Genomic DNA, 20,135 nt, shown 5'->3' on the forward strand with positions numbered 1-20,135 from the left:
CTTATCGCTATTTACCCTTATGAGTGGCACCCACGCTGCTCTTTTTTGATATTTTATGGAAGGTTTTGTTATGTCAAATTCAAATGTGTCAGATTCAACAGTTACTAACTTAGAAGTAACTACCAACAAAAAATCAAATCTTGAAACCCAAATCACGGTTAAAGTACCTGTGTCAACCATTCAAGGTCGCGTGGAAAAACGCATCAACCAAGTGGCAAAAACCGCTAAAATCGACGGTTTCCGTAAAGGTAAAGTGCCTGTATCACACATTCGCGCTCAATATGGCGCAGGTATTCAACAAGAAGTCATCAATGACGTGATTCGCGATACCGTATTTGATGCGATTCGTCAAGAAAACATCCGCGCTGTGGGTATGCCAAACATTGATGACGTGAAACTTGAAAACGACTTTTTGGTTTATCAAGCAACGGTTGAAGTATTCCCAGAAGTAGAAGTTCAAGGGTTATCAGACATTGAAGTTGAGCGTCAAGTTGCCAACGTGGGCGACGCAGATGTTGACACCATGATTGAAAACCTACAAAAACAACGCCAAACTTACGTTGCCAAAGATGATGCCGCAGATGAAGGCGACCAAGTCAAGTTTGACTTTGAAGGTTCAATCGACGGTGAAAAATTTGAAGGTGGTAGCGCACAAGACTTTAGCCTAGTCTTAGGTAGTGGTCGTATGATTCCAGGCTTTGAAGATGGTATCAAAGGCATGAAAGCAGGCGAAGAAAAAACCATCGACGTGACATTCCCAGAAGATTACCAAGCTGAAAACCTACAAGGCAAACAAGCACAGTTCAAAATCAACGTCAAATCAGTTGAGCAATCACAATTACCAGAATTGAACGATGAGTTCCTTGAAGCATTTGGGGTAACAGAAGGCGGCTTAGACAAACTTAAAGCAGACGTGCGTAAAAACATGGAACGCGAAGTAAAAAGCGCTGCCCGTAACCAAGTGAAAGAAGCGGCATTTAACGCCCTACTTGAAAAAAATGAAATCGACGTACCTGCATCGATGCTTGAGCAAGAAATCGATCGCCAACGTAGTATGATGTTAAACCGTTTTGCCCAGCAATTTGGTGCCGATCCTAAAACTTTTAACAAAGACATGCTACCAAACGAATTATTTGAAGAGCAAGCCCTGCGCGCTGCCCGTCTTGGCATCATCGTTTCGAGCCTGATTGAGTCAAATAAACTTGAAGTTGACCAAGAACGTGTGACCACATATATCAATGAAATGGCAGAAAACTACGAAGATCCAAACGAAGTTATCGACTATTACACCAACAATGCGCAGGAACGTGCCAACATCGAAGCGGTGGTGTTAGAAGACCAAGTGGTCGATCATATCTTGTCTCAAGGTAAAGTGACTGATACTGAAGTATCTTACCAAGACTTACTAGCTAGCCAACAACAAGCGATGATGTAATAATTGGCTTAATCCATTCTTAGGCATTTAAGCCTAGGCGTTTAAGAATGTATTTTTAGTCAGCTTAGTAACTTGTTTTTATGCCAATTGCCCTTATAAACAATAAGGGCTTTTGCATATTTAAAAAGGACAATAACATGTTAGAAAAATTCTTGGACTCGCCTTTCGCGACGAGTCAAATCCAAAATACTGTAACCCGTGACGTGTTGTCACCACAAAGTGCTTTAGTACCTATGGTGGTCGAGCAATCGGCTCGCGGTGAGCGCTCATTTGACATCTATTCACGCCTATTGCGTGAGCGTGTGGTGTTCTTAGCCGGTCAAGTTGAAGACCACATGGCGAATTTAATTGTCGCCCAGTTGTTGTTCCTAGAAGCGGAAAATCCAGAAAAAGACATTAACTTGTACATCAATTCACCAGGTGGCTCTGTGAGTGCGGGTCTTGCGGTGTTTGACACCATGAACTTTATCCAGCCACAAGTGTCAACGATTTGTATGGGCGGTGCTTATAGCATGGGTTCATTCCTACTGGCAGCGGGTGAAAAAGGTAAACGCTACGCCTTAACCAATGCCCGTGTGATGATTCACCAACCGTCAGGTGGTGCACAAGGTCAAGCGACCGATATTGAAATCAATGCGCGTGAAATCCTAAAAATCCGTGAACGCTTAAATAAAATCTTGGCAGAACGTACCGGTCAGCCACTTGAGAAAATCGCCCGTGATGTCGAGCGTGACTATTGGCTAGACGCCCAAGAAGCCAAAGAATACGGTCTGATCGATGAAGTATTAGAAAAACGTCCAAGCATTGCTTAATAGGTTACACAATCACAAAGCAATTAAAACAAGCATAATTTTAGGAGCGTTTTTTTATGTCAAAAAATGACATTGAGCCACACTGCTCGTTTTGTGGTAAAGCCAAACACGAAGTCAAAAAGCTAATTGCAGGTCAAGACGCCAATATCTGTAATGAGTGTATTGAACTGTGCGATGATTTAATCGCCGAATCAAAGTCATCGGGCAGCGACGGTAGTGATACCAATGAGCGTGAAAACTGGGCAGCGCGCAAATTGCCAACGCCCAAAGAAATCCGCAGCCACTTAGATGAGTATGTCATCGGTCAAGATAAAGCCAAAAAAACTTTGGCAGTAGCGGTTTACAACCATTACAAACGCTTAAAGGTCAGTGAAAAGCTGAGTGAAGATAAGGCGCTGACGACACTTGGCGCTGAAGATGCGATGGTTGAGCTATCAAAAAGTAATATTTTGCTGATTGGTCCAACGGGCTCGGGCAAAACCTTACTGGCGCAGACCCTGGCACGCCTACTTGATGTCCCATTTGCGCTCGCCGATGCCACTACCTTGACCGAAGCAGGTTATGTCGGTGAAGACGTGGAAAACATCGTACAAAAACTGTTACAAGCGGCAGAGTTTGATGTCGAGAGAGCGCAAAAAGGCATTATTTATATCGATGAAATTGATAAAATCAGCCGTAAAAGCGAAAACCCTTCGATTACCCGTGATGTGTCGGGTGAAGGCGTACAGCAAGCGCTGTTGAAACTGATTGAAGGTACGGTTGCCAATATTCCACCGCAAGGCGGTCGTAAGCACCCAAACCAAGAGATGATTCAAGTCGACACCAGTAATATCTTGGTGATTTGTGGCGGTGCTTTTGCCGGTCTCGACAATGTCATTCAACAGCGTACCGAAAAAACCGGTATCGGTTTTAACGCTGAGGTAAAAGCCAAAGACAGCGGCAAAAAAACCGGTGAATTGTTCAAGCAAGTGGAGCCAGAAGATTTGATTAAATTTGGTCTGATTCCGGAGTTAATTGGTCGTCTGCCTGTGGTTGCAACACTGGAAGAACTGGATGAAGAAGCATTGGTACAAATCTTAACCGAGCCAAAAAATGCGCTAGTCAAACAATACGAATACTTGTTTGAAATGGAAAATGCGACGTTATCGTTTACCGATGATGCGCTAGTGGCGATTGCCAAACAAGCCCTAAAGCGTCGTACCGGCGCGCGTGGTCTACGCTCCATTGTTGAAAATGCGCTGCTCGATACCATGTATGAATTACCCTCGATGACCCCCGGCAAAACCGTCACTGTCAATGAGGCAGTGATTGATAATAACCAATCGCCAGAGATTGTTTAACTATTAGTGATTTTAAAAATAGCGAGTTAAAAAAACGTGCCTAAGTGGCACGTTTTTTATTTGGCTTAGTTTTTTATTTGGCTTAATCGGTACGAAAATCATTGTGGTTGTAAGGCGTGCAAATCTCGAAGGACTTATCCTCTAATTGTAAACACGCCAACCTGTCTGCCATTTGATTAGGCAATAATTGATTATGATTGCCCCAAAACTCTTCCCAGTTCATCACACGGTAATCTTTTAGCCAGCGGTTTTGACGAATTGCAGGTTGATTGTTAATGGTGGCAATACTAATTTGGTCATCACCCCTGTCTAGCTCTGAAGTAAAAGGCATCAAAATTTTATCGGTTTTGGATAAGTATTTACGGTTGGTGTCTTTGGCAAATGTTTTGATAGTTTTGCCATTGGCTAGCTTAAAATTTCGCTTCGTCCACCAAACTTTGTCCGTGGCAGCGGTGGCTGTCATATTGCAAGCGAGTTTTTGCTGTAATTTATCGTGGCTAAAAAGATAGCATTGGGTTGATTTTGGGTCTAGCTTGTAAACTTCTGCATGGGTAATACCCATAAGACCTAAAACCAATCCTAAAGCAATCGCTAATTTTTTAATCATATGACTACCTGCAGCATTTAATCTTCAATCAACCAACCCTGTTGTACCGCAATGGCAATTTGCCCGGTTATCCAGTCGTGAATCTCGGGAAAATCCTCGCTGATAAATGCTTGGGCGGCTCCGACTTGGGAGCGCTTGACCTGATGGTCTGTCCACGCACCGCCATCTGTCACCGTATTGAGCATAAAAGGCAATAGCCTATCTACCACTTTAAGTAGTTTGCTTTCAACACTATCACCTGTTTCTTGCTCATCCCACAGCGTTAACAACTCTGGAACGGGGTTGCCAGTCATCGCTGCCAGTTTTTCTACACCAATGCGCTCATCAATATGCGCCTGCGAGCGTTTATCAGCGTATAAGAACGTGTCACCCGCCTCAATTTCGCCCAAGTCATGAACCAGTGCCAGTTTGAGCAGTTTTTCATGATTGACCTGCAGGTTGAAATGCTGCGCGACTGCCCAACACGCCATCGCCAAATGCCATGAATGCTCGGCTGAGTTTTCAAGACGTCGTGGCGTGTCTTTAGACAGTTGAGTGGTATAGTTGCGGCGGTTGACTGATTTTAAGGCATCCAATGCCAACAGATAATCAATAAGCGGTTGCATCAGATACCTCTTAATCATGCAGGGTCTAAGTCGTATTCACTTGACTAGCGCTGAAATCGTCTTAAACGCGGGGTCTTCTGAGCTACGACACAGCTCAAATAAAATCGCTTCGGTGGTGGTGACGACCGCACCGGCACGGCGCATACGACGAATCGCAATTTTACGGTCATACAGGTCTCGCGAGCCCACGGCATCGGTGATAATGATGGGCTGCATACCATTATCGAGTAAGTCTAACGCCGTCTGCATGACACAAACATGGGTTTCTGTGCCAAATAAAATCACATTGTTGCGATTTTGCTGGGCGATATGATGCCAAGAGGTTGGCGTATCACAGGCACTAAAGGTTGTTTTTTCAAACACTGGCGTATTTTTTTCAGATAGCAACTGCGTCAACTCTGGCAAAGTATGCCCAAGTCCTTTGGGATATTGCTCATTAACCATAATGGGAATATTGAGCGCTTGTAGACCTTGAATCAAAATCGCTGTTTTTTTGAGTAATTTTTGATGTTCGGCAATATGGGGCGCAAGTTTTTCTTGTATATCAATCAGCATGGCTTGGCAGTCATTGCGCTCGATACGATAGGGTTTTGGGATAAATTTTGTTGTCATCTTCAGCTCCTTTGATGATGGTTCAACTTGGGTGATTACAATCATTCGTATGTCACAAATGCGATACTATACTCTATTAAAAAACGCCATTAAAAATTCATGGCATCATCTGCGGTGTCAACCACGGTTAACTGATAGTCCAAATGCCCTAAATAACCATAATGTCCTTTTTCACTGAGTTCTGCAACAATGGTGACGTCATCACAATGCACCTGATCCATAAGTTTGGTTTGATGACTGGCTTGGTTGTCAGTAGGCGTTTTATTGGACTGATACAGCGATTGGATACGCAGTAATGGGTCATTGAGTGCATAGGTAGCGCCATCGGTGACAAAGGTCAAATACTCACCGACCTTGTGCACCTTGCCTTTAAAATGCTGATTAGTGACAACCCCGCTAAATGCAGGGGTATATAAACGGCGCGCCCTATATTGCTGCTTGGCATATTGCCATGCGCCATAACTGCCTAGGACAGCAGTTACGCCCGTTGCCGCTGTGGCTGTCACACCGACGCCAATGAGTTTCGCGACAACGTGACGCTTTTTAGCTTTGTTTTTTTGTTTGCGAGGCTGTGCTGAGCGCTTCGATTGTTGTGCTTCAGGGTCAGTCACTTTGTTATTTTTTTTAAACATGAATGTCACTTTAAATGTCACTTTGAATGTTGTTTTTGATAAAAAATGCCAGTAATCACTTCAAAAAAAAATTGATTAACTTATAGTAAAATGTTTTGGCAACATTTACCGCAACTTTTTGTTAGTATTATTTTTGCCAAATTTGCTTATATTTTGCAAGCAGCTGTTCGGGCGTTTCAGGGCGCTCATCGTCTTTGATGATGCAGTCAATCGGACAGACTTTATCGCAGGTTGGCTCATCATAGAACCCGATGCATTCGGTGCACAAGTCAGGATTGATGACGTAAGTTTTTTGTACTTTATTGTCATAGCTAATGGCTTCATTTGGGCATTCAGGCTCACAAATGTCGCAATTGATACAGTCGGAAGTGATTTTTAGTGCCATGTCTTGTAGTCTGTTTTTACCTTTAGCAATTAACACCTTGAGCAATTAATGAGGGACACCGCACTCAAATGCCATACCTCATATGCCATACATTGTCATCTTGCATCCATAACTCCTGCCTGACATCTGCCATCGGTTAATGCTTATAATACAAAGTGATCATACATTCGGTGAGTGAGAAAAAGTGATAGCGAACACGGTCAGGCAATAGCGGTTGAGACTGCCAGTCTCGAGATTGCCATAAGCCGTGTAAAATCTCATGGCAGCTGTCGCGAGTGTGAATTGCTTTACCGTTAACGAACCGAAAGTTGTCCGCTAAATTCCCGCCAAAGTCGTCTCAATGGCTTTAAAATCCCGCCTGATACCGCGACAACGCTACCTTAGGTAAAAATTGGCTCACTGACGCTTTTCATGATTAATGCAAATTGCAACACATCATCTTGCATCTCTTTAAACGGATTGGCGATTTGACACACCCAGCCAGAGCCTAAAGCGCCATCAATCGGCTCACCTTGTTTATTCCACATTTCTTTGAGTGGGTAGCTCAAATTACCCTGTGGCGTCATGATTTCGATGGTATCACCTACCATTAATTTGTTCTTAATTACCAAGGTTAAGCGCGTTGGAGTAATGTCGCTAATCTCGGCAACAAACTGCTGATGATCGGTTTTTGATGACCCATATTCATAGTTTTGGTAATCACTATGCACGTGGCGACGTAAAAAACCTTCGGTATAGCCGCGATTGGCGAGCCCATCGAGTGCGGTGATTAAGCCTGTATCAAATGGTTTGCCAGCGGCGGCATCATCAATCGCTTGGCGGTACACTTGCGCGGTGCGTGCCACGTAATAATGCGACTTGGTACGGCCTTCGATTTTGAGTGAGTGTACGCCCATATGGGTCAGCTCAGGGACTAGCTCAACGGCACGTAAGTCTTTAGAATTCATAATATAAGTGCCATGTTCATCTTCAAACATCGCCATCAATTCGCCTGGGCGACCTTGTTCTTCAATCAGTACCACTTCATCCGATGGCTGCTGTACATAGTCATCGCCCATCACCACATCACCATTTAGATTGATAGTTTGAATAGCATCTTCTTGCGTGGCTTGAGTAGGCACAAAAACTTCGGGGCTATTGATAGGTTGGGTAATAGGCTGGCTGGTAGGCTGTGTTGGCACGATATCGCCCGTTTCGTTTTCTTCTGCTTTATAGGTGTTGTATGACCAGCGACAGGCATTGGTACAAGTGCCTTGGTTGGCATCGCGTTTATTGATATACCCAGAGAGCAAGCAACGACCCGAATACGCCATACAAAGTGCCCCATGCACAAACACCTCAATTTCCATATCAGGCACTTCAGCAATGATTTGTTCGATTTCTTTGAGTGACAACTCGCGACTCAAAATCACGCGGCTGACGCCCATTTGTTTCCAAAACTTGACCGTTGCCCAGTTCACCGCGTTCGCCTGCACTGATAGGTGAATTACCTGCTCTGGAAAGGCTTCACGCACCATCATAATCATCCCAGCATCTGACATAATCAGCGCATCGGGTTTCATCTCAATCACAGGGCGGATGTCTTCGATAAAAGTTTTAAGCTTGGCATTATGCGCTTGGATATTGACCACGACATAAAACTGCTTGCCCAGTGAATGGGCGTAGGCAATCCCTTTGGCAAGATTTTCCTCATCAAAATCATTATTGCGCACCCGCAAGCTATAACGTGCTTGTCCCGCATAGACGGCATCTGCGCCATAGGCAAACGCATATTGCATATTACGAAAAGTGCCAGCAGGGCATAAAAGTTCAGGCTTACGGGTCATAACTATCCTTACAGCGTGTCATACAATGTGAAATTGTTGATATTATAACAAATTTGCTAATCACGCGGAAAAAAACTTGAGTAATTTACTCGGAAATCATGATAAAGCGGTTATAAAATATTCAATGATAAACCCGCACAGACTGCCATGGTAAGCTCAGCGACTTGCTCATCAAATGCGCCTGACCATTCACCTTTTAATACTAAAGGCGGTTGTATCCAGCGCCAACGCAATCCTGTGACGATACTCTCTACCGCGCGTTTGCTACCTGTACCGTCGAGCCCCGCACGGATATAACATGCCACAGGCAGTCCTTGTTTTTGCTCTAGCACAGGGTAATAAATTCGCTCAAAAAAATCCTTGGTCAGCCCCGCCATATAACCAAAATTTTCGGTCGTGCCAATGATAATGGCATCCGCTTTTAATACATCTTCTACTTGGGTTTGTAATGGTGTTTTAACAATCACAGTGACGTTATCAATATCCGCTAGCTGTGTGGCGGATTTTGCAACTTCTGCTAATCGCTGGGTATTATCTGATGGCGTATGTAATACCAATAGTAAATTTTTCATTTCACGCATACTGTACATCCTAAAATGTCATGATTAACCAATTTTGGCGAATAAAAAACCGCAAGGTGATGCGGTTTTAGTCAGCGGTTTCAGTCAGCGTTTTAAGTCAGCAGGTGAGTCACGCCAAATATCAAGGACGGTGGATTTTATCGCCCACTTCCCCCATCATACCGCGCACCGTATTTAAGATATCAGCAGGCAGTACCACGGTTTTGGCATTGGGTGATTTTGACATATCAGTCATGGCTTTGATGTACTGCTCACCTAGTAGATATAGCAGCGGAATCTCGCGCTCGCCCACCGCTTCACTGATCAAGCGAATTGACTGCTCACTGCCTCGCGCCAGTACCACTTGCGCTTCGGCATCACGCCGTGACGCCTCAAGACGTCCATCAGCTTCTGCAATCGCCGCTTGGCGTTGCCCATCCGCTTTGGTCACCGTAGCACGGCGTTGACGCTCCGCAGCCGCCTGTTCTTCCATCGCCATTTGCATGGTAGGTGATGGGCTAATGTCTTGGATTTCCACGGTTTTTAGGGTAATTCCCCAATCGGCAATATCATCAGAAATTGACATTTTTAGCGCGGCTTTGATTTGGTCACGCGATGATAACGCACTGTCAAAATCCATATCACCAATGATAGAACGCAGTGAGGTTTGTACCAAATTACGGATGCCTTGCTCGTAATTCTCAATACCATATACAGCGCGCTCTGGATGCACGATATTGATATACGCCACCGCATTGGCGATAATCACAACGTTATCACGGGTGATTACCTCTTGCGAGGGAATATCTAGCACTATGTCTTTGGTGGTTACTTTATATGCCACGTTATCGACATAAGGAATGATAAAATTCAACCCAGGCTCTAAGGTTTGATGGTATTTTCCCAAACGCTGTACAATCCATTTAAACCCTTGTGGTACGATTTTTACCCCTTTATAAAGGGTAAATAGCACAAAGGCGACCAGAAAAATACCAATACCGCTCAACGCTTCCATGACAATTCCTTTATTGATGCTTATTAATGCCTATTGATGCTTGGTGGATTCTACAAGCAACTCATTTCCAATGACATCCACCACAATGGCTCTATCGCCAACCGCTAGCGGTGCGCTTTGATGGCTACGACACACCCACTCATCCGCCCCAAAAATTGGCACACTAAAACGAATCTTGCCCAATTTATCTGCTTGCGGACTTTGAACAATCATGCCTGTTTCCCCGATGATAACCCCCGAACCCAATCCTGCTGTGGTACGATTTTGCATATACGGCTTGATAAATTTAAAACCAATGATAGTAAAAATCACCGACAGTATCAGCCATACCATCAGCCAAAAAAACCAGCTAAACGGTAATAGCCATGACAAAGCGGCTACCACAATCGCCGCCACACCAATCGATAAACTCACAAAACTGGTCAAGAATAGTTCAAGAATAATCAGCACTAACCCCAAAATTAGCCAGTGCCAAGGCTCAATTAGCATATCCCCACCTTGATTTTTAGTATACCAAACCCATTATGCAAGATTATGAATTTAAAAACAAATGCCGTCATTTAACCCGCTATCTTTGTCACATTATGCACTATCGGCTATCAACTGCTTGACCTCGCAGACCGCTAACTGTGGTTAATGATTGCACAAAGATGCGTTTTTTCCTATAGTGGTCAATGACCCTTTCATCTCTAGAGTCCCAAAAAATACGATGAGCCTTGATGCCCTCAAACTGAGCAACCAGTTATGTTTTCCCATTTATTCACTGTCAAAAAGTATCATTAACCACTATCGCCCCCTGCTAAAAACCTTGGATTTGACCTATCCACAGTACCTTGTCATGCTGGTGCTATGGGAAAAAAGTCCACAAACTGTCGGCACATTGGGCGATTTTTTAGACCTTGATACCGGCACCCTGACCCCTTTACTTAAAAGACTTGAAGCCAAAGGCTTCGTGCATCGTGAGCGTGCCACGCAAGACGAACGGGTGGTACAGATATCGCTCACTGCCAAAGGGGATGCCCTAAAAGTTCAAGCTGCGTCCATTCCTAGTGCTATGTTAGCTGCCATGCAATTAGATGATGAAGCCATAGATCTGCTACAACGACTAGCACAGAAACTCTGCCCGACTCATACAGAGGTGTGTACCTACAATCTATCACCCAAAAACCATTAAACAAATTTTTAGCCTTAAGCGCTATGTGCCTACGTCTTATCTATTATCATGCGTCTTGTTAGGGTATCGTTAGATTTAGCATTTTTAGTCATTTGTTATTAGTTTGTATGCAGCGTGTGAGAATTTTATTACCTTGTCTAGGCACTGAAAATTATATTGTGTAAAATATAATTGTTTCAAACTAAACATTAAAACCTAAATACTGTGGCGAATGTTATAACGCCTATCGCCGATTTTTTCATTTATTCACGCAAGTTAATTATTCAAAAAAAGGTACTCTTATGAAAATTTTTTATAAAACCCCAACTGCTACCTCAACAGGCGGCCGCTCAGGTCACGTTGCACTAGAAGATGGTTCACTGGGCTTTGATTTACAATCCCCTGAGCAAAATAGCACAGGCGTCAACCCAGAAAAATTATTTGCCATGGGTTATGCGGCTTGTTTTGACAATGCGTTGACTCATGTAGCACAGCGTATGAAGCTAGAAGGCGTCAGCTCAAAAACCTCAGCAGTGGTTGGGCTTGGCATGAATACCCAAGGCGGTTATGCGCTTGACATCGATTTGTATATTGAACTTAGCGGCGTCAGCGAAGAACAAGCGAAAGACTTGGTGGAAACGACGGACAAAGTCTGCCCGTATTCCAATGCGGTGCGTGGCAATGTTGACGTACGTCTGCATACCCAAGTAGTGGCATAATCAATTTAACATAATTTCCATTGCAAGCGGCGTGCTCAAATGTCAAAGACTCATTTGGGCACATTTACCGTTTTGTTGAACAAGTTGAAAACCATCCAAGCTATCTAAAAGCCAATGATAAAATTGGCAAAATCGAGCTTGAAAAACTTGGGCAATAATCTTTATCACTAGATTACTTTATCACTACTATATTAGGAATATTTCATGTCACTGATTGAAAATTTACAATGGCGCCATGCCGTCAAAGCCTTTGATCCAAACCAAAGTGTGAGTCAAGAAAATATCGACAAAATCATCGAAGCCGCTCGACTGGCGCCCACTTCATCGGGATTGCAACCATTTAAAGTTATCGTGGTAAAAAACCAAGCCATCAAAGCGCAGCTAGTCGCCGGTGCGCTCAATCCTGACTGCATGAAAGAATGTTCTCACGTGCTTGTTTTTGCAGGTTGGCAGGATTATAGCGCCGAAAAAATTGATACCGTATATGATATGACCACAGATGAGCGTGGCTTACCTAGAGGGCGTTTTGATAGCTATACTTCCATGCTCAAAGCAAGTGTGGCCAAAAAAAGCGCAGACGAAAATTTTGAACATATCGCTCGCCAAGCTTACATTGGCTTAGGACTTGCGTTGGCTCAAGCAGCAGAGCTTAAAGTAGATAGTTGCCCTGCCGAGGGCTTTGATCCTAAGCTGATTGACGAGGTATTAGGTTTAGAGAAATTGGGGCTAAAAAGCATCGTAATCATGTACGTGGGTGTTTCAGATCCAGCACGTGATTGGATTGCGCCTATGGCAAAAGTACGCGTAGCCACAGAAGATTTTGTTATTGAATACAACTAATTCATTAGCTAGCAAAAAAATCTCTAATAAAAACCCTCTAAATAGCTTATTTAGAGGGTTTTTTATATCTACAATGGGCAAGTGATATTGGTTAAAGCAATTTGTACGGGGATAAGCTTTATGAAAAACGGATTTTTTTAATAATCATAGTTATTGGCAGCGAACCGGTAGATTGACAATACCCACCACCGGTACGCCATTTTTGGTAAAGGGGTTAAATTTGCCGCTCTTAGCCTGCATAGACAGTTGTCTATCGACTCTGGCATTGCCAGTCGATTTGGCTAAAGTGATGCTGGCTGGATTGCCTTGTTTGTCCACCGTATAGCGAATAATCGCTGTTAATGCGCCGTTTTCCAGGTCTTCACTATGACAGCTAAAACTAGGTTGCCGTCGCCAACTTGCTTGCCCTGCCGAGAAGCTTACAGGTGCATTATTTTGCGCTTGCTCGGCTTCTTTATCCTTATCGGCTTGTTGTTGTTTTGCCTTTTCGGCTTTCGCCCTAGCTTCATCCGCTTGTCTGGCTTTGGCATCAGCTAGCGCTTTTTGACGATCCATTTCTGCTTGTTTGCGCTCACGCTCTTGTTGTTCAATTAATTGGTTTTCCAACGCTTTTTGCCGTGCAAGCGCTTGTTGGCGTTCCAATTCTTGTTGCCGTTCCAATTCTTGTTGCCGCTCTAAGTCTTGCTGTCTGGCGAGTGCTTGCTGGTGTTCAAGTTGTTGTTTTTGCGCTTGTTCGGCTCGTTCATTGGCGAGGGCTAGTTGCCTTGCCATGACAATGTCTTGGTCAACTTGTGGCGGCTTGACGATCGGTTTTTCTGCTGGTTTCGACGGTTCGGGTAACGGTTTAATCGGTTGTTCTACAGGTTTTTTAGCCATCGGTTTTTCGACTGTTTTCTCGATAGGCTTGCTGATGGGTTTTTCTATCGGCTTTTCTTCTGGTTTTTCTGCTATTTTTTCTATGGGCTTTTCTGTTGGCTTTTCGACGGGTTTGGGTAGTTGTTTTATCGGTTGTTGCTCGGCTGTTACCGTCATCTCTTCAGGCTTGTCTGCCGCAGGTGGTGGCGCGATAAAGCTAATTTCTAACGGTGGCGTGACGTTGGGCGGTTTGATATCAGGCGTTGCCATATTTGCCAAGCTAATCGCTACGATACCATGTAAGCTCAATACACCAATCAGTGCCAACGTGCCCGACTTTTTATCGACTATGGCGCTAATATCGTTTGAGAAATGGGCTGGACTAAAGTTAGCGTGACGTTGGATAGACATAGTTATAGCGCTGTATGTTTAGGGAAACTTTTGAAATCGCTGTATTATAGTGTGAATGATAATCGTTATCAATATCTTAAATGATATTAATTCTTATTTATAAAAATTAATGATAATTATTATCATCAATGCTATGATTTGCTATTTTAAAACTTTGACCCGGGTCAACTCATGCTAACCACCCAATCGCTTACCGTCATGCGCCAACAAAAAACCCTTTTACACAACATCAATGTCACCATTGACAAGGGAAAAATCTATGCCTTAATTGGGCATAACGGTTCGGGCAAATCGACATTGATTAAAGCTTTGGCAGGGGAAACCACCCCCACTAGCGGACAGATTTTATTACAGGATTTTGCTGACAAATCAATCTTTGATTTACCGCCAAAAACCTTCGCCCAACAAGTCGCCTATTTACCGCAAAAATTGCCTGATGCCAGTCAATTTACCGTTGCCGAACTGGTGATGTTAGGGCGATACCCTTATCAAAAATGGCTACAAAAGCCTACGCCACAAGACCATATTAAGGTGCGCGAAGCAATGGCGCTGACCCAAGTCACGCCGTTTGCCGAGCAATCAGTGGCAACGCTATCCGGAGGGGAGCGCGCAAGGGCGTGGCTTGCCATGTGTATCGCCCAAGATACGCCTTATTTGCTACTTGATGAACCACTTGCCCCGCTCGATATCGTCTATCAAGTTGAAATACTGCGTCTCATCCGTGATTTGGCACGGCAGAAAAACAAGGCGATTGTGATTATTATTCACGATATTAATCTTGCGGCACAGTTTTGTGATGAGTTTATTGCGTTAAAAAATGGCAAGCTTTGTCATGTGGGTGATATCGCCAGTACCATGCAACCGCAAGTGCTTGACCAGATTTTTGGTATCAATTTGCATTTATTAAGTCACCCAGTCACCGGTAATAAAGTGGCGGTGGTGTGATGAGAGCTTTTTGCTTGCTGATTGTTTGGTTTTTTTTGACAGCTTGCCAGCCTCAGGGAGCTTTAAAGCTTGAAGCACCGCCCGCAGAGGCTCACAGCGTCAAAGTCATCACCCCTGATTGGGCGGTGGCTTCGACCCTCACCGCCCTAGGCTATCCACCGATTGCCACAGGCGATACCAAAAGCTACCGTGAATGGGTGGGTACGCCCTCGCTGCCAAGTGATATTATCGATATTGGGGAGCGATTTACCCCAAACTTTGAACGGCTTGCCCAACTCACCTCACCTTCTAACAATATTGTGATTATTGATAATGATTTTTATGCCCATCTAAGGCCTGCTTACGGCAACACACCCCATAAGTCGGTGAGTTTTATGTCAAAAAACGCGATAGCGACTTGGCAGGACTATGCTGAACCGACTCTTCAGCTGGGTGAAATTATTCATCAGCCGCAACGCGCTCAGCAATTTTTAATGCAGTCAAAAAAACAGCTTGGCGAGCTTGGTGCGACATTTCGCCAAAAGCATCCCCACATCAAAAAAATTGCGGTGGTGCAGTTTGCCGATAGCAATAATTTGCGGATTTATACCAACAATAGCTTGTTTCGACCGACATTTGAGGTGATGGGGTTGAATTTGATTACCCTTGAAGATCAGATGGGTAAAGGCAATCTTTGGGGATTTAATTCGCTGGCATTGAGTGATTTGGCAAAACTTGATGATGATACCTGTTTGGTAGTGGTTGAGCCGTTTAGCCCTATGCTACGTCAAGAATTAGCCAAAAATTTGCTGTGGCAGCGGCTAGGCTATGGCGCAAGGGCTAACAATAGCCGCTGTATGGCAGTCTTACCGCCGATTTGGCTGTATGGCGGCGTGTCTTCTATGGTGGTATTTGGCGAGCGATTAAATCAGGCTCATTGGTTAGGGGGCAAGACTCATGGGTAATACAACTAGGCTACAACAGAACCAGCGAGATAATCAGCGAATTATCAAACCCTTGAATGCCCCTGCCCTTTGGCTTTTTAGTGGCTTATTGTCGCTGGTTTTAATGACCACGGCTTTAGTCCTTAAAACCACTTGGCATGATGCCTTGGGGTTATTATTTGCCCGTTCACAGTCGCTAACCTTAGCGCAAATGGTGGCGCAGTTACAAATTTTGCCGACTATGTTAGTGGCGATATTTGCTGGGGGATTACTGGGCGTAGTCAGTGTCTTGCTACAGCAATTGGTCAAAAATACCCTTGCTTCAGATAGTACGCTTGCGGTAGGGACAGGGGCACAATTGGCTTTATTAATTGTGACGCTGTTTTTTCCCAGTTTTGGCTTGTATGGTAGCTTTTGGGTGGCATTTGTTGGCGCATTGCTGAGTATGGGCTTGGTGTTTGCAATTGCTGCCAACAGTCGTATGAATCCTGTGGTGCTCATTTTGGGTGGTTTGGTGGTCAATATTTTGTTTTCTGCTATATCCTCACTGTTGATGATTTTTTTCTCAGAAAGGGTAATGGGCGTTATGGCATGGGAAAGCGGTAACTTAACCCAAACCAGTTGGCAAAACAGCCAGTTTTTTGTGCTAATAAGCCTAATCTTGCCCGTTATCTTGTTGTTTTTGGTCAAACCTTTAACCATCATGAGCCTTGATGAACGCCAAGCCAAAGCCTTGGGAGTACCTGTGGCTGCCGTGCGTATGCTGGTAGTAACCCTTGTTGCAGTAGTCACGGCAAGCGTGGTAAGCCGCGTGGGCGTTTTAAGTTTTGTCGGTTTGGCTGCGGCAAGTGTCGTTAATGTAGTAGCGATTCGCCCGATTGGACAACGATTACTGGCAGGATTTGCCTTTGGGGCGATGTTGTTATGGCTCACTAATAACATTGTGACGCTGCTGTCACCCTGGTTCAAACCATTACTTAACATAACGCTGCCTGTGGGGTCGGTCACAGGGATATTAGGTGCCGGGTTGATTATTTGGTTGGTCATTCGACAAAGTAAACAGCCCATGATTGCCGAACAAAGCCCTAGCCTGTTGGTCAGCAAACGCCGATATTTTGGTGGCGGTTTTTGGGCGGTTGCGGTAGGGTTGTTGCTGCTTGTGACGGTAGGTGTATTAGGTGTTTCCCCTGATGCGATGGGCAGTTTTGGGTGGCATACCGAGGCAAGTTTTATCGAAAATTTTCGCCTACCGCGTACGCTATCGGCAATGGCAACAGGTCTGATGCTGGCTACGGCAGGGGTACTATTACAAAACTTGACTCGAAATCCGATGGCAAGTCCTGAAGTGATGGGCATCAGTTCAGGTGCGGCATTGGGGGTGGTATTGGTGTTCGTGTTCAGTCCAGTAATATTAGGCACACTGGGACTGGCAACCGATTCTTTTTGGGCATTGGGATTGCCTTTATTGGGTGGGCTGTTAGGTGCGGGTTTGGTGTTACTGTTGGTTTTGTGGCTTGCTCGTCGGCTATCCTCCAGTTATTTGTTACTCGTGGGTGTGGCGATTTCTGCATTAATGGGTGGTATGTTAACTTTAATCAAACTGTCAGGCGACCCTCGCTTACAAGCGATGCTTAATTGGCTATCGGGTACAACATACCATGCTTATCCTGTGACGGCGTGGGCATTAATGGTCATTGGTACAGTGTTATTTTTGCTCAGTTTTTTGCTACTAAAGCCACTTAGGGTGATTAGCCTAGATGAAACGATGGCTCGCAGTTTGGGCGTATCAGTAAAACGTAGCGAAATACTGATTTTTAGTCTTGTAGCAGTGTTAAGCACTGTTTCGACACTGGCGGTTGGACCGCTAAGCTTTATTGGATTGATGACGCCGCATTTAGCCAAGACACTTGGGGCAGTGCAGTTACCCCACCAATTAGCCTTGTCAGCGCTACTGGGCGCAGGACTGATGTTGATTGCTGATTGGGTGGGACGTTATGCGATTTTTCCCTATGAAATACCTGCGGGCACCATCGCTTCCATCGTAGGCGGTTTATATTTTTTATGGTTGATGAAAGGTATGAAAAATTAAAAACATAACTTCTTTGGTTACGCTATCATTACTTATTGTAAATAGAAATAATAATTGTTATCATTCGCAAAAATGTTTTATCTATTGTCTTTTGAGTGATTGAATATGCGTTTATCCCTATTATCTTTAGCCGTGCGTTCGTCTTTGGCAGCAAGTACGGTTGGCTTATTATCAACCGCGGCGATGGCAGAAGAAGCAAATACCACGGATGCTGCCACAGAAACCCTACTCGATGAAATCGTGGTGACTGCAAGTGCGGATGCGTCAAAAACTGGTTTGCCGCCCGCCTATCAAGGTGGGCAAGTCGCCACCGGTAGCCGTATCGGTATTTTGGGTAATCAATCGACCATGGAAACGCCTTTTTCGACCACGGCCTATACCAATGACTTTATTCTAAATAAACAAGCGGATTCTGTTGGGGATATCCTAAAAAAAGATTCAACAGTGCGTGTGGCTCGTGGCTTTGGTAATTTTCAAGAAGCTTATCTCATTCGCGGATTTGTCACCAACTCTGACGATACCATGATGAACGGCTTATACGGTATTATGCCGCGTCAATTTATCGCAAGCGAGCTATTTGAGCGGGTTGAAGTACAACGTGGCGCTAGTACCTTCCTAAATGGGATGGCACCCGGGGGTAGTAATAAAGGGGGCACAGTCAATTTGCTGCCAAAGCGAGCCACTCAAACGCCGATTCGTAAAGTCACTATCAGTAGCGAAAATGCCGAAAATGGTAAAATTGCCCTAGACGTGGGACAACGGTTTGGCGCAAATCAAGCGTACGGTGTGCGTGCCAATGTCGCTTATCAAGATGGCGGTACAGCAGTCGATGATGAAAAAGCCAAATTGGGTTTGGTCGGTTTGGGCTTAGATTATCGCCAAGATAACATGCGGTTATCGGCAGATTTGGGCTATCAAAATAACGAACTGCAAAAAACACGCACCAATGTCACCTTGTCAGGTTTGACCCGTGTACCCAATGCCGCTGATGCCAAAAGCAACTGGTCGCAACCGTGGAGTTATTCAAATGAAAAAGATGTGTTTGGTACATTACGGGCTGAATATGACCTTAGCCCAAATTTGACTGCGTATGGCGCGTATGGCTTTCGTCATGGCGAAGAAGAGAACTCGCTCGCTAACTTGACGGTCACTAATCTAAATGGCGATGGCACCACCTACCGCTTTGACAATGCCCGTGAAGACGACATTAACACAGGTGAAATCGGTATTCGTGGCAAACTGACCTCAGGCAAAATCAACCATAACTGGGTAGTGTCTGGCAATATCTATAAATCACAGATAAAAGCACCTTATCAATTTGATTGGCAAAACACACTAACGACCAATCTATATCACCCAACCTCGTACGCCAAACCCAGCTGGTCAGCAGCGGCGTTGGCAGGTGGCGATATCGACCATCCTACTAAGACAGGCGAAACCACCCTCACCAGTGTGGCATTGGCAGACACCCTAGCCTTCATGGATGATAAACTTCAAGTGACCTTGGGGGCAAGACACCAAACCATTGAAGATGAAAGTTTTGACCCCACCACCCAAGCCAGTAATGGCAAATATAAAGAAAGTAAAACCACGCCTGCGTTTGCCCTATTATATCGCCCTAGCGATGAATGGTCAGTCTTTGCTAACTATATGCAAAGCCTCAGCAAAGGCGAAAATGCCCCACTCATCACCACCATCGATGGCGTAGCAACTGAGCTGACCAATGCAGGTCAAGCCATGTCACCGTACGTCACCAAACAAAGCGAAATCGGCGTGAAATACGACCGCGGCGTTATCGGTGCAGGTCTCACCGCTTTTCAAACCAACAAGCCGCGTTATACTACCGTTGATACTACCTTTGAAGCGCATGGCAAAAACCAACATAAAGGCATTGAGCTCAATGTATATGGACAACCCACCGCCAATATGCGAGTGCTAGGCGGCATGACCTTCCTTGATACCGAGCAAAAAGACACCGGTAGCGATGCCACTGAAGGGAAGCAAGTTATCGGTGCGGCAAAACACCTGTTGAATCTAGGGCTAGAATATGACTTACCACAAGTAGATGGCTTAACCTTAACAGGCGATGTCATTCATACCGGCAAACGTTACGCCAATGATGCCAACACCCTAACAGTCGATGGCTATACCACTGTGGATTTGGGCGCAAGATATAAAACCCAACTTGCTGGTAAAGCAGTCACGCTCAAAGGGGTGATTGCTAACGTCACCGATAAAGACTACTGGTCATCGGTAGGCGGTTATGAAAATACCGCAGGTGACAACGGTGCAGGCTATCTTACCTTAGGTGAGCCACGCACATTGAAGCTGTCAGCGACCTTTGATTTTTAATTTTACCCATTGTTAACGT

20 protein-coding genes are annotated in these 20,135 nt (G+C 44.7%); 10 read left to right on the forward strand and 10 right to left on the reverse strand.

Annotation, left to right across the window (positions count from 1 at the left end; all coding sequences use genetic code 11):
- Positions 1-70: 70 nt before the first annotated feature.
- From tig to clpX, 3 genes are all read left to right on the forward strand, one after another.
- Positions 71-1,435 carry a trigger factor gene (gene tig / locus RTS09_RS09205; protein ID WP_050325015.1) on the forward strand — a complete coding sequence of 455 codons (1,365 nt, stop codon included), beginning with the start codon at positions 71-73 and terminating at the stop codon, positions 1,433-1,435.
- Between the two features lie 137 nt (positions 1,436-1,572).
- Complete coding sequence (gene clpP / locus RTS09_RS09210; protein ID WP_312536332.1) at positions 1,573-2,247, forward strand: ATP-dependent Clp endopeptidase proteolytic subunit ClpP; 675 nt, start codon at positions 1,573-1,575, stop codon at positions 2,245-2,247.
- Positions 2,248-2,303: 56 nt separating this feature from the next.
- Positions 2,304-3,587 (forward strand): ATP-dependent protease ATP-binding subunit ClpX, encoded by a 1,284-nt coding sequence (gene clpX, locus RTS09_RS09215; RefSeq protein ID WP_219331839.1) that lies wholly within the window; start codon positions 2,304-2,306, stop codon positions 3,585-3,587.
- Positions 3,588-3,669: 82 nt separating this feature from the next.
- Here clpX and RTS09_RS09220 read toward each other — a convergent pair whose 3' ends face one another.
- The 9 genes from RTS09_RS09220 to RTS09_RS09260 form a co-directional block, all read right to left on the reverse strand.
- Complete coding sequence (locus tag RTS09_RS09220; RefSeq protein WP_312536336.1) at positions 3,670-4,194, reverse strand: hypothetical protein; 525 nt, start codon at positions 4,192-4,194, stop codon at positions 3,670-3,672.
- Positions 4,195-4,211: 17 nt separating this feature from the next.
- The gene (locus RTS09_RS09225; protein ID WP_312536339.1) at positions 4,212-4,799 is read right to left on the reverse strand and encodes an HD domain-containing protein; all 588 of its coding nucleotides are present in this window, start codon (positions 4,797-4,799) and stop codon (positions 4,212-4,214) included.
- Between the two features lie 36 nt (positions 4,800-4,835).
- A complete protein-coding gene (locus tag RTS09_RS09230; protein WP_312536342.1) occupies positions 4,836-5,411 on the reverse strand; it encodes a hydrolase in 576 nt (191 codons plus the stop codon).
- An 89-nt stretch (positions 5,412-5,500) separates the two neighbouring features.
- Positions 5,501-6,043, reverse strand: a complete 543-nt coding sequence (locus tag RTS09_RS09235; protein ID WP_312536345.1) for a hypothetical protein — start codon at positions 6,041-6,043, stop codon at positions 5,501-5,503.
- A gap of 127 nt (positions 6,044-6,170) precedes the next feature.
- Complete coding sequence (locus tag RTS09_RS09240) at positions 6,171-6,428, reverse strand: YfhL family 4Fe-4S dicluster ferredoxin (RefSeq protein ID WP_248107639.1); 258 nt, start codon at positions 6,426-6,428, stop codon at positions 6,171-6,173.
- 380 nt (positions 6,429-6,808) lie between these two features.
- A complete protein-coding gene (trhP, locus tag RTS09_RS09245) occupies positions 6,809-8,254 on the reverse strand; it encodes a prephenate-dependent tRNA uridine(34) hydroxylase TrhP (protein WP_312536352.1) in 1,446 nt (481 codons plus the stop codon).
- Between the two features lie 110 nt (positions 8,255-8,364).
- Positions 8,365-8,835 (reverse strand): flavodoxin family protein, encoded by a 471-nt coding sequence (locus RTS09_RS09250; protein WP_099833391.1) that lies wholly within the window; start codon positions 8,833-8,835, stop codon positions 8,365-8,367.
- A 121-nt stretch (positions 8,836-8,956) separates the two neighbouring features.
- Positions 8,957-9,829, reverse strand: a complete 873-nt coding sequence (locus RTS09_RS09255; protein ID WP_036603224.1) for an SPFH domain-containing protein — start codon at positions 9,827-9,829, stop codon at positions 8,957-8,959.
- Between the two features lie 30 nt (positions 9,830-9,859).
- A complete protein-coding gene (locus tag RTS09_RS09260; RefSeq protein WP_060994439.1) occupies positions 9,860-10,318 on the reverse strand; it encodes an NfeD family protein in 459 nt (152 codons plus the stop codon).
- A 220-nt stretch (positions 10,319-10,538) separates the two neighbouring features.
- Here RTS09_RS09260 and RTS09_RS09265 point away from each other — a divergent pair, with 220 nt between their 5' ends.
- From RTS09_RS09265 to RTS09_RS09275, 3 genes are all read left to right on the forward strand, one after another.
- The gene (locus tag RTS09_RS09265; RefSeq protein WP_312536356.1) at positions 10,539-11,003 is read left to right on the forward strand and encodes a MarR family winged helix-turn-helix transcriptional regulator; all 465 of its coding nucleotides are present in this window, start codon (positions 10,539-10,541) and stop codon (positions 11,001-11,003) included.
- 281 nt (positions 11,004-11,284) lie between these two features.
- The gene (locus tag RTS09_RS09270; RefSeq protein WP_007117263.1) at positions 11,285-11,701 is read left to right on the forward strand and encodes an Ohr family peroxiredoxin; all 417 of its coding nucleotides are present in this window, start codon (positions 11,285-11,287) and stop codon (positions 11,699-11,701) included.
- 204 nt (positions 11,702-11,905) lie between these two features.
- Positions 11,906-12,541 (forward strand): NAD(P)H-dependent oxidoreductase, encoded by a 636-nt coding sequence (locus RTS09_RS09275; RefSeq protein ID WP_007117265.1) that lies wholly within the window; start codon positions 11,906-11,908, stop codon positions 12,539-12,541.
- A 150-nt stretch (positions 12,542-12,691) separates the two neighbouring features.
- On the opposite strand, the gene RTS09_RS09280 is transcribed toward RTS09_RS09275, so the two are convergent.
- A complete protein-coding gene (locus RTS09_RS09280; protein ID WP_312536360.1) occupies positions 12,692-13,807 on the reverse strand; it encodes a hypothetical protein in 1,116 nt (371 codons plus the stop codon).
- A gap of 171 nt (positions 13,808-13,978) precedes the next feature.
- On the opposite strand from RTS09_RS09280, the gene RTS09_RS09285 reads away from it, so the two are divergent.
- From RTS09_RS09285 to RTS09_RS09300, 4 genes are all read left to right on the forward strand, one after another.
- Positions 13,979-14,752 (forward strand): ABC transporter ATP-binding protein, encoded by a 774-nt coding sequence (locus RTS09_RS09285; protein WP_312536362.1) that lies wholly within the window; start codon positions 13,979-13,981, stop codon positions 14,750-14,752.
- Complete coding sequence (locus RTS09_RS09290; RefSeq protein WP_312536364.1) at positions 14,752-15,696, forward strand: ABC transporter substrate-binding protein; 945 nt, start codon at positions 14,752-14,754, stop codon at positions 15,694-15,696. Before RTS09_RS09285 ends, RTS09_RS09290 begins: the two co-directional genes overlap by 1 nt.
- Positions 15,689-17,764, forward strand: coding sequence for a Fe(3+)-hydroxamate ABC transporter permease FhuB (gene fhuB / locus RTS09_RS09295; RefSeq protein ID WP_312536366.1), 2,076 nt, complete (start codon positions 15,689-15,691; stop codon positions 17,762-17,764). The genes RTS09_RS09290 and fhuB overlap by 8 nt, the downstream gene beginning before the upstream one ends.
- A gap of 105 nt (positions 17,765-17,869) precedes the next feature.
- A complete protein-coding gene (locus RTS09_RS09300; protein WP_312536369.1) occupies positions 17,870-20,116 on the forward strand; it encodes a TonB-dependent receptor in 2,247 nt (748 codons plus the stop codon).
- Positions 20,117-20,135 lie beyond the last annotated feature (19 nt).

The sequence above is a fragment of the Moraxella sp. CTOTU47618 genome, from assembly GCF_032017425.1.
Taxonomy (GTDB): domain Bacteria; phylum Pseudomonadota; class Gammaproteobacteria; order Pseudomonadales; family Moraxellaceae; genus Faucicola; species Faucicola tetraodonis.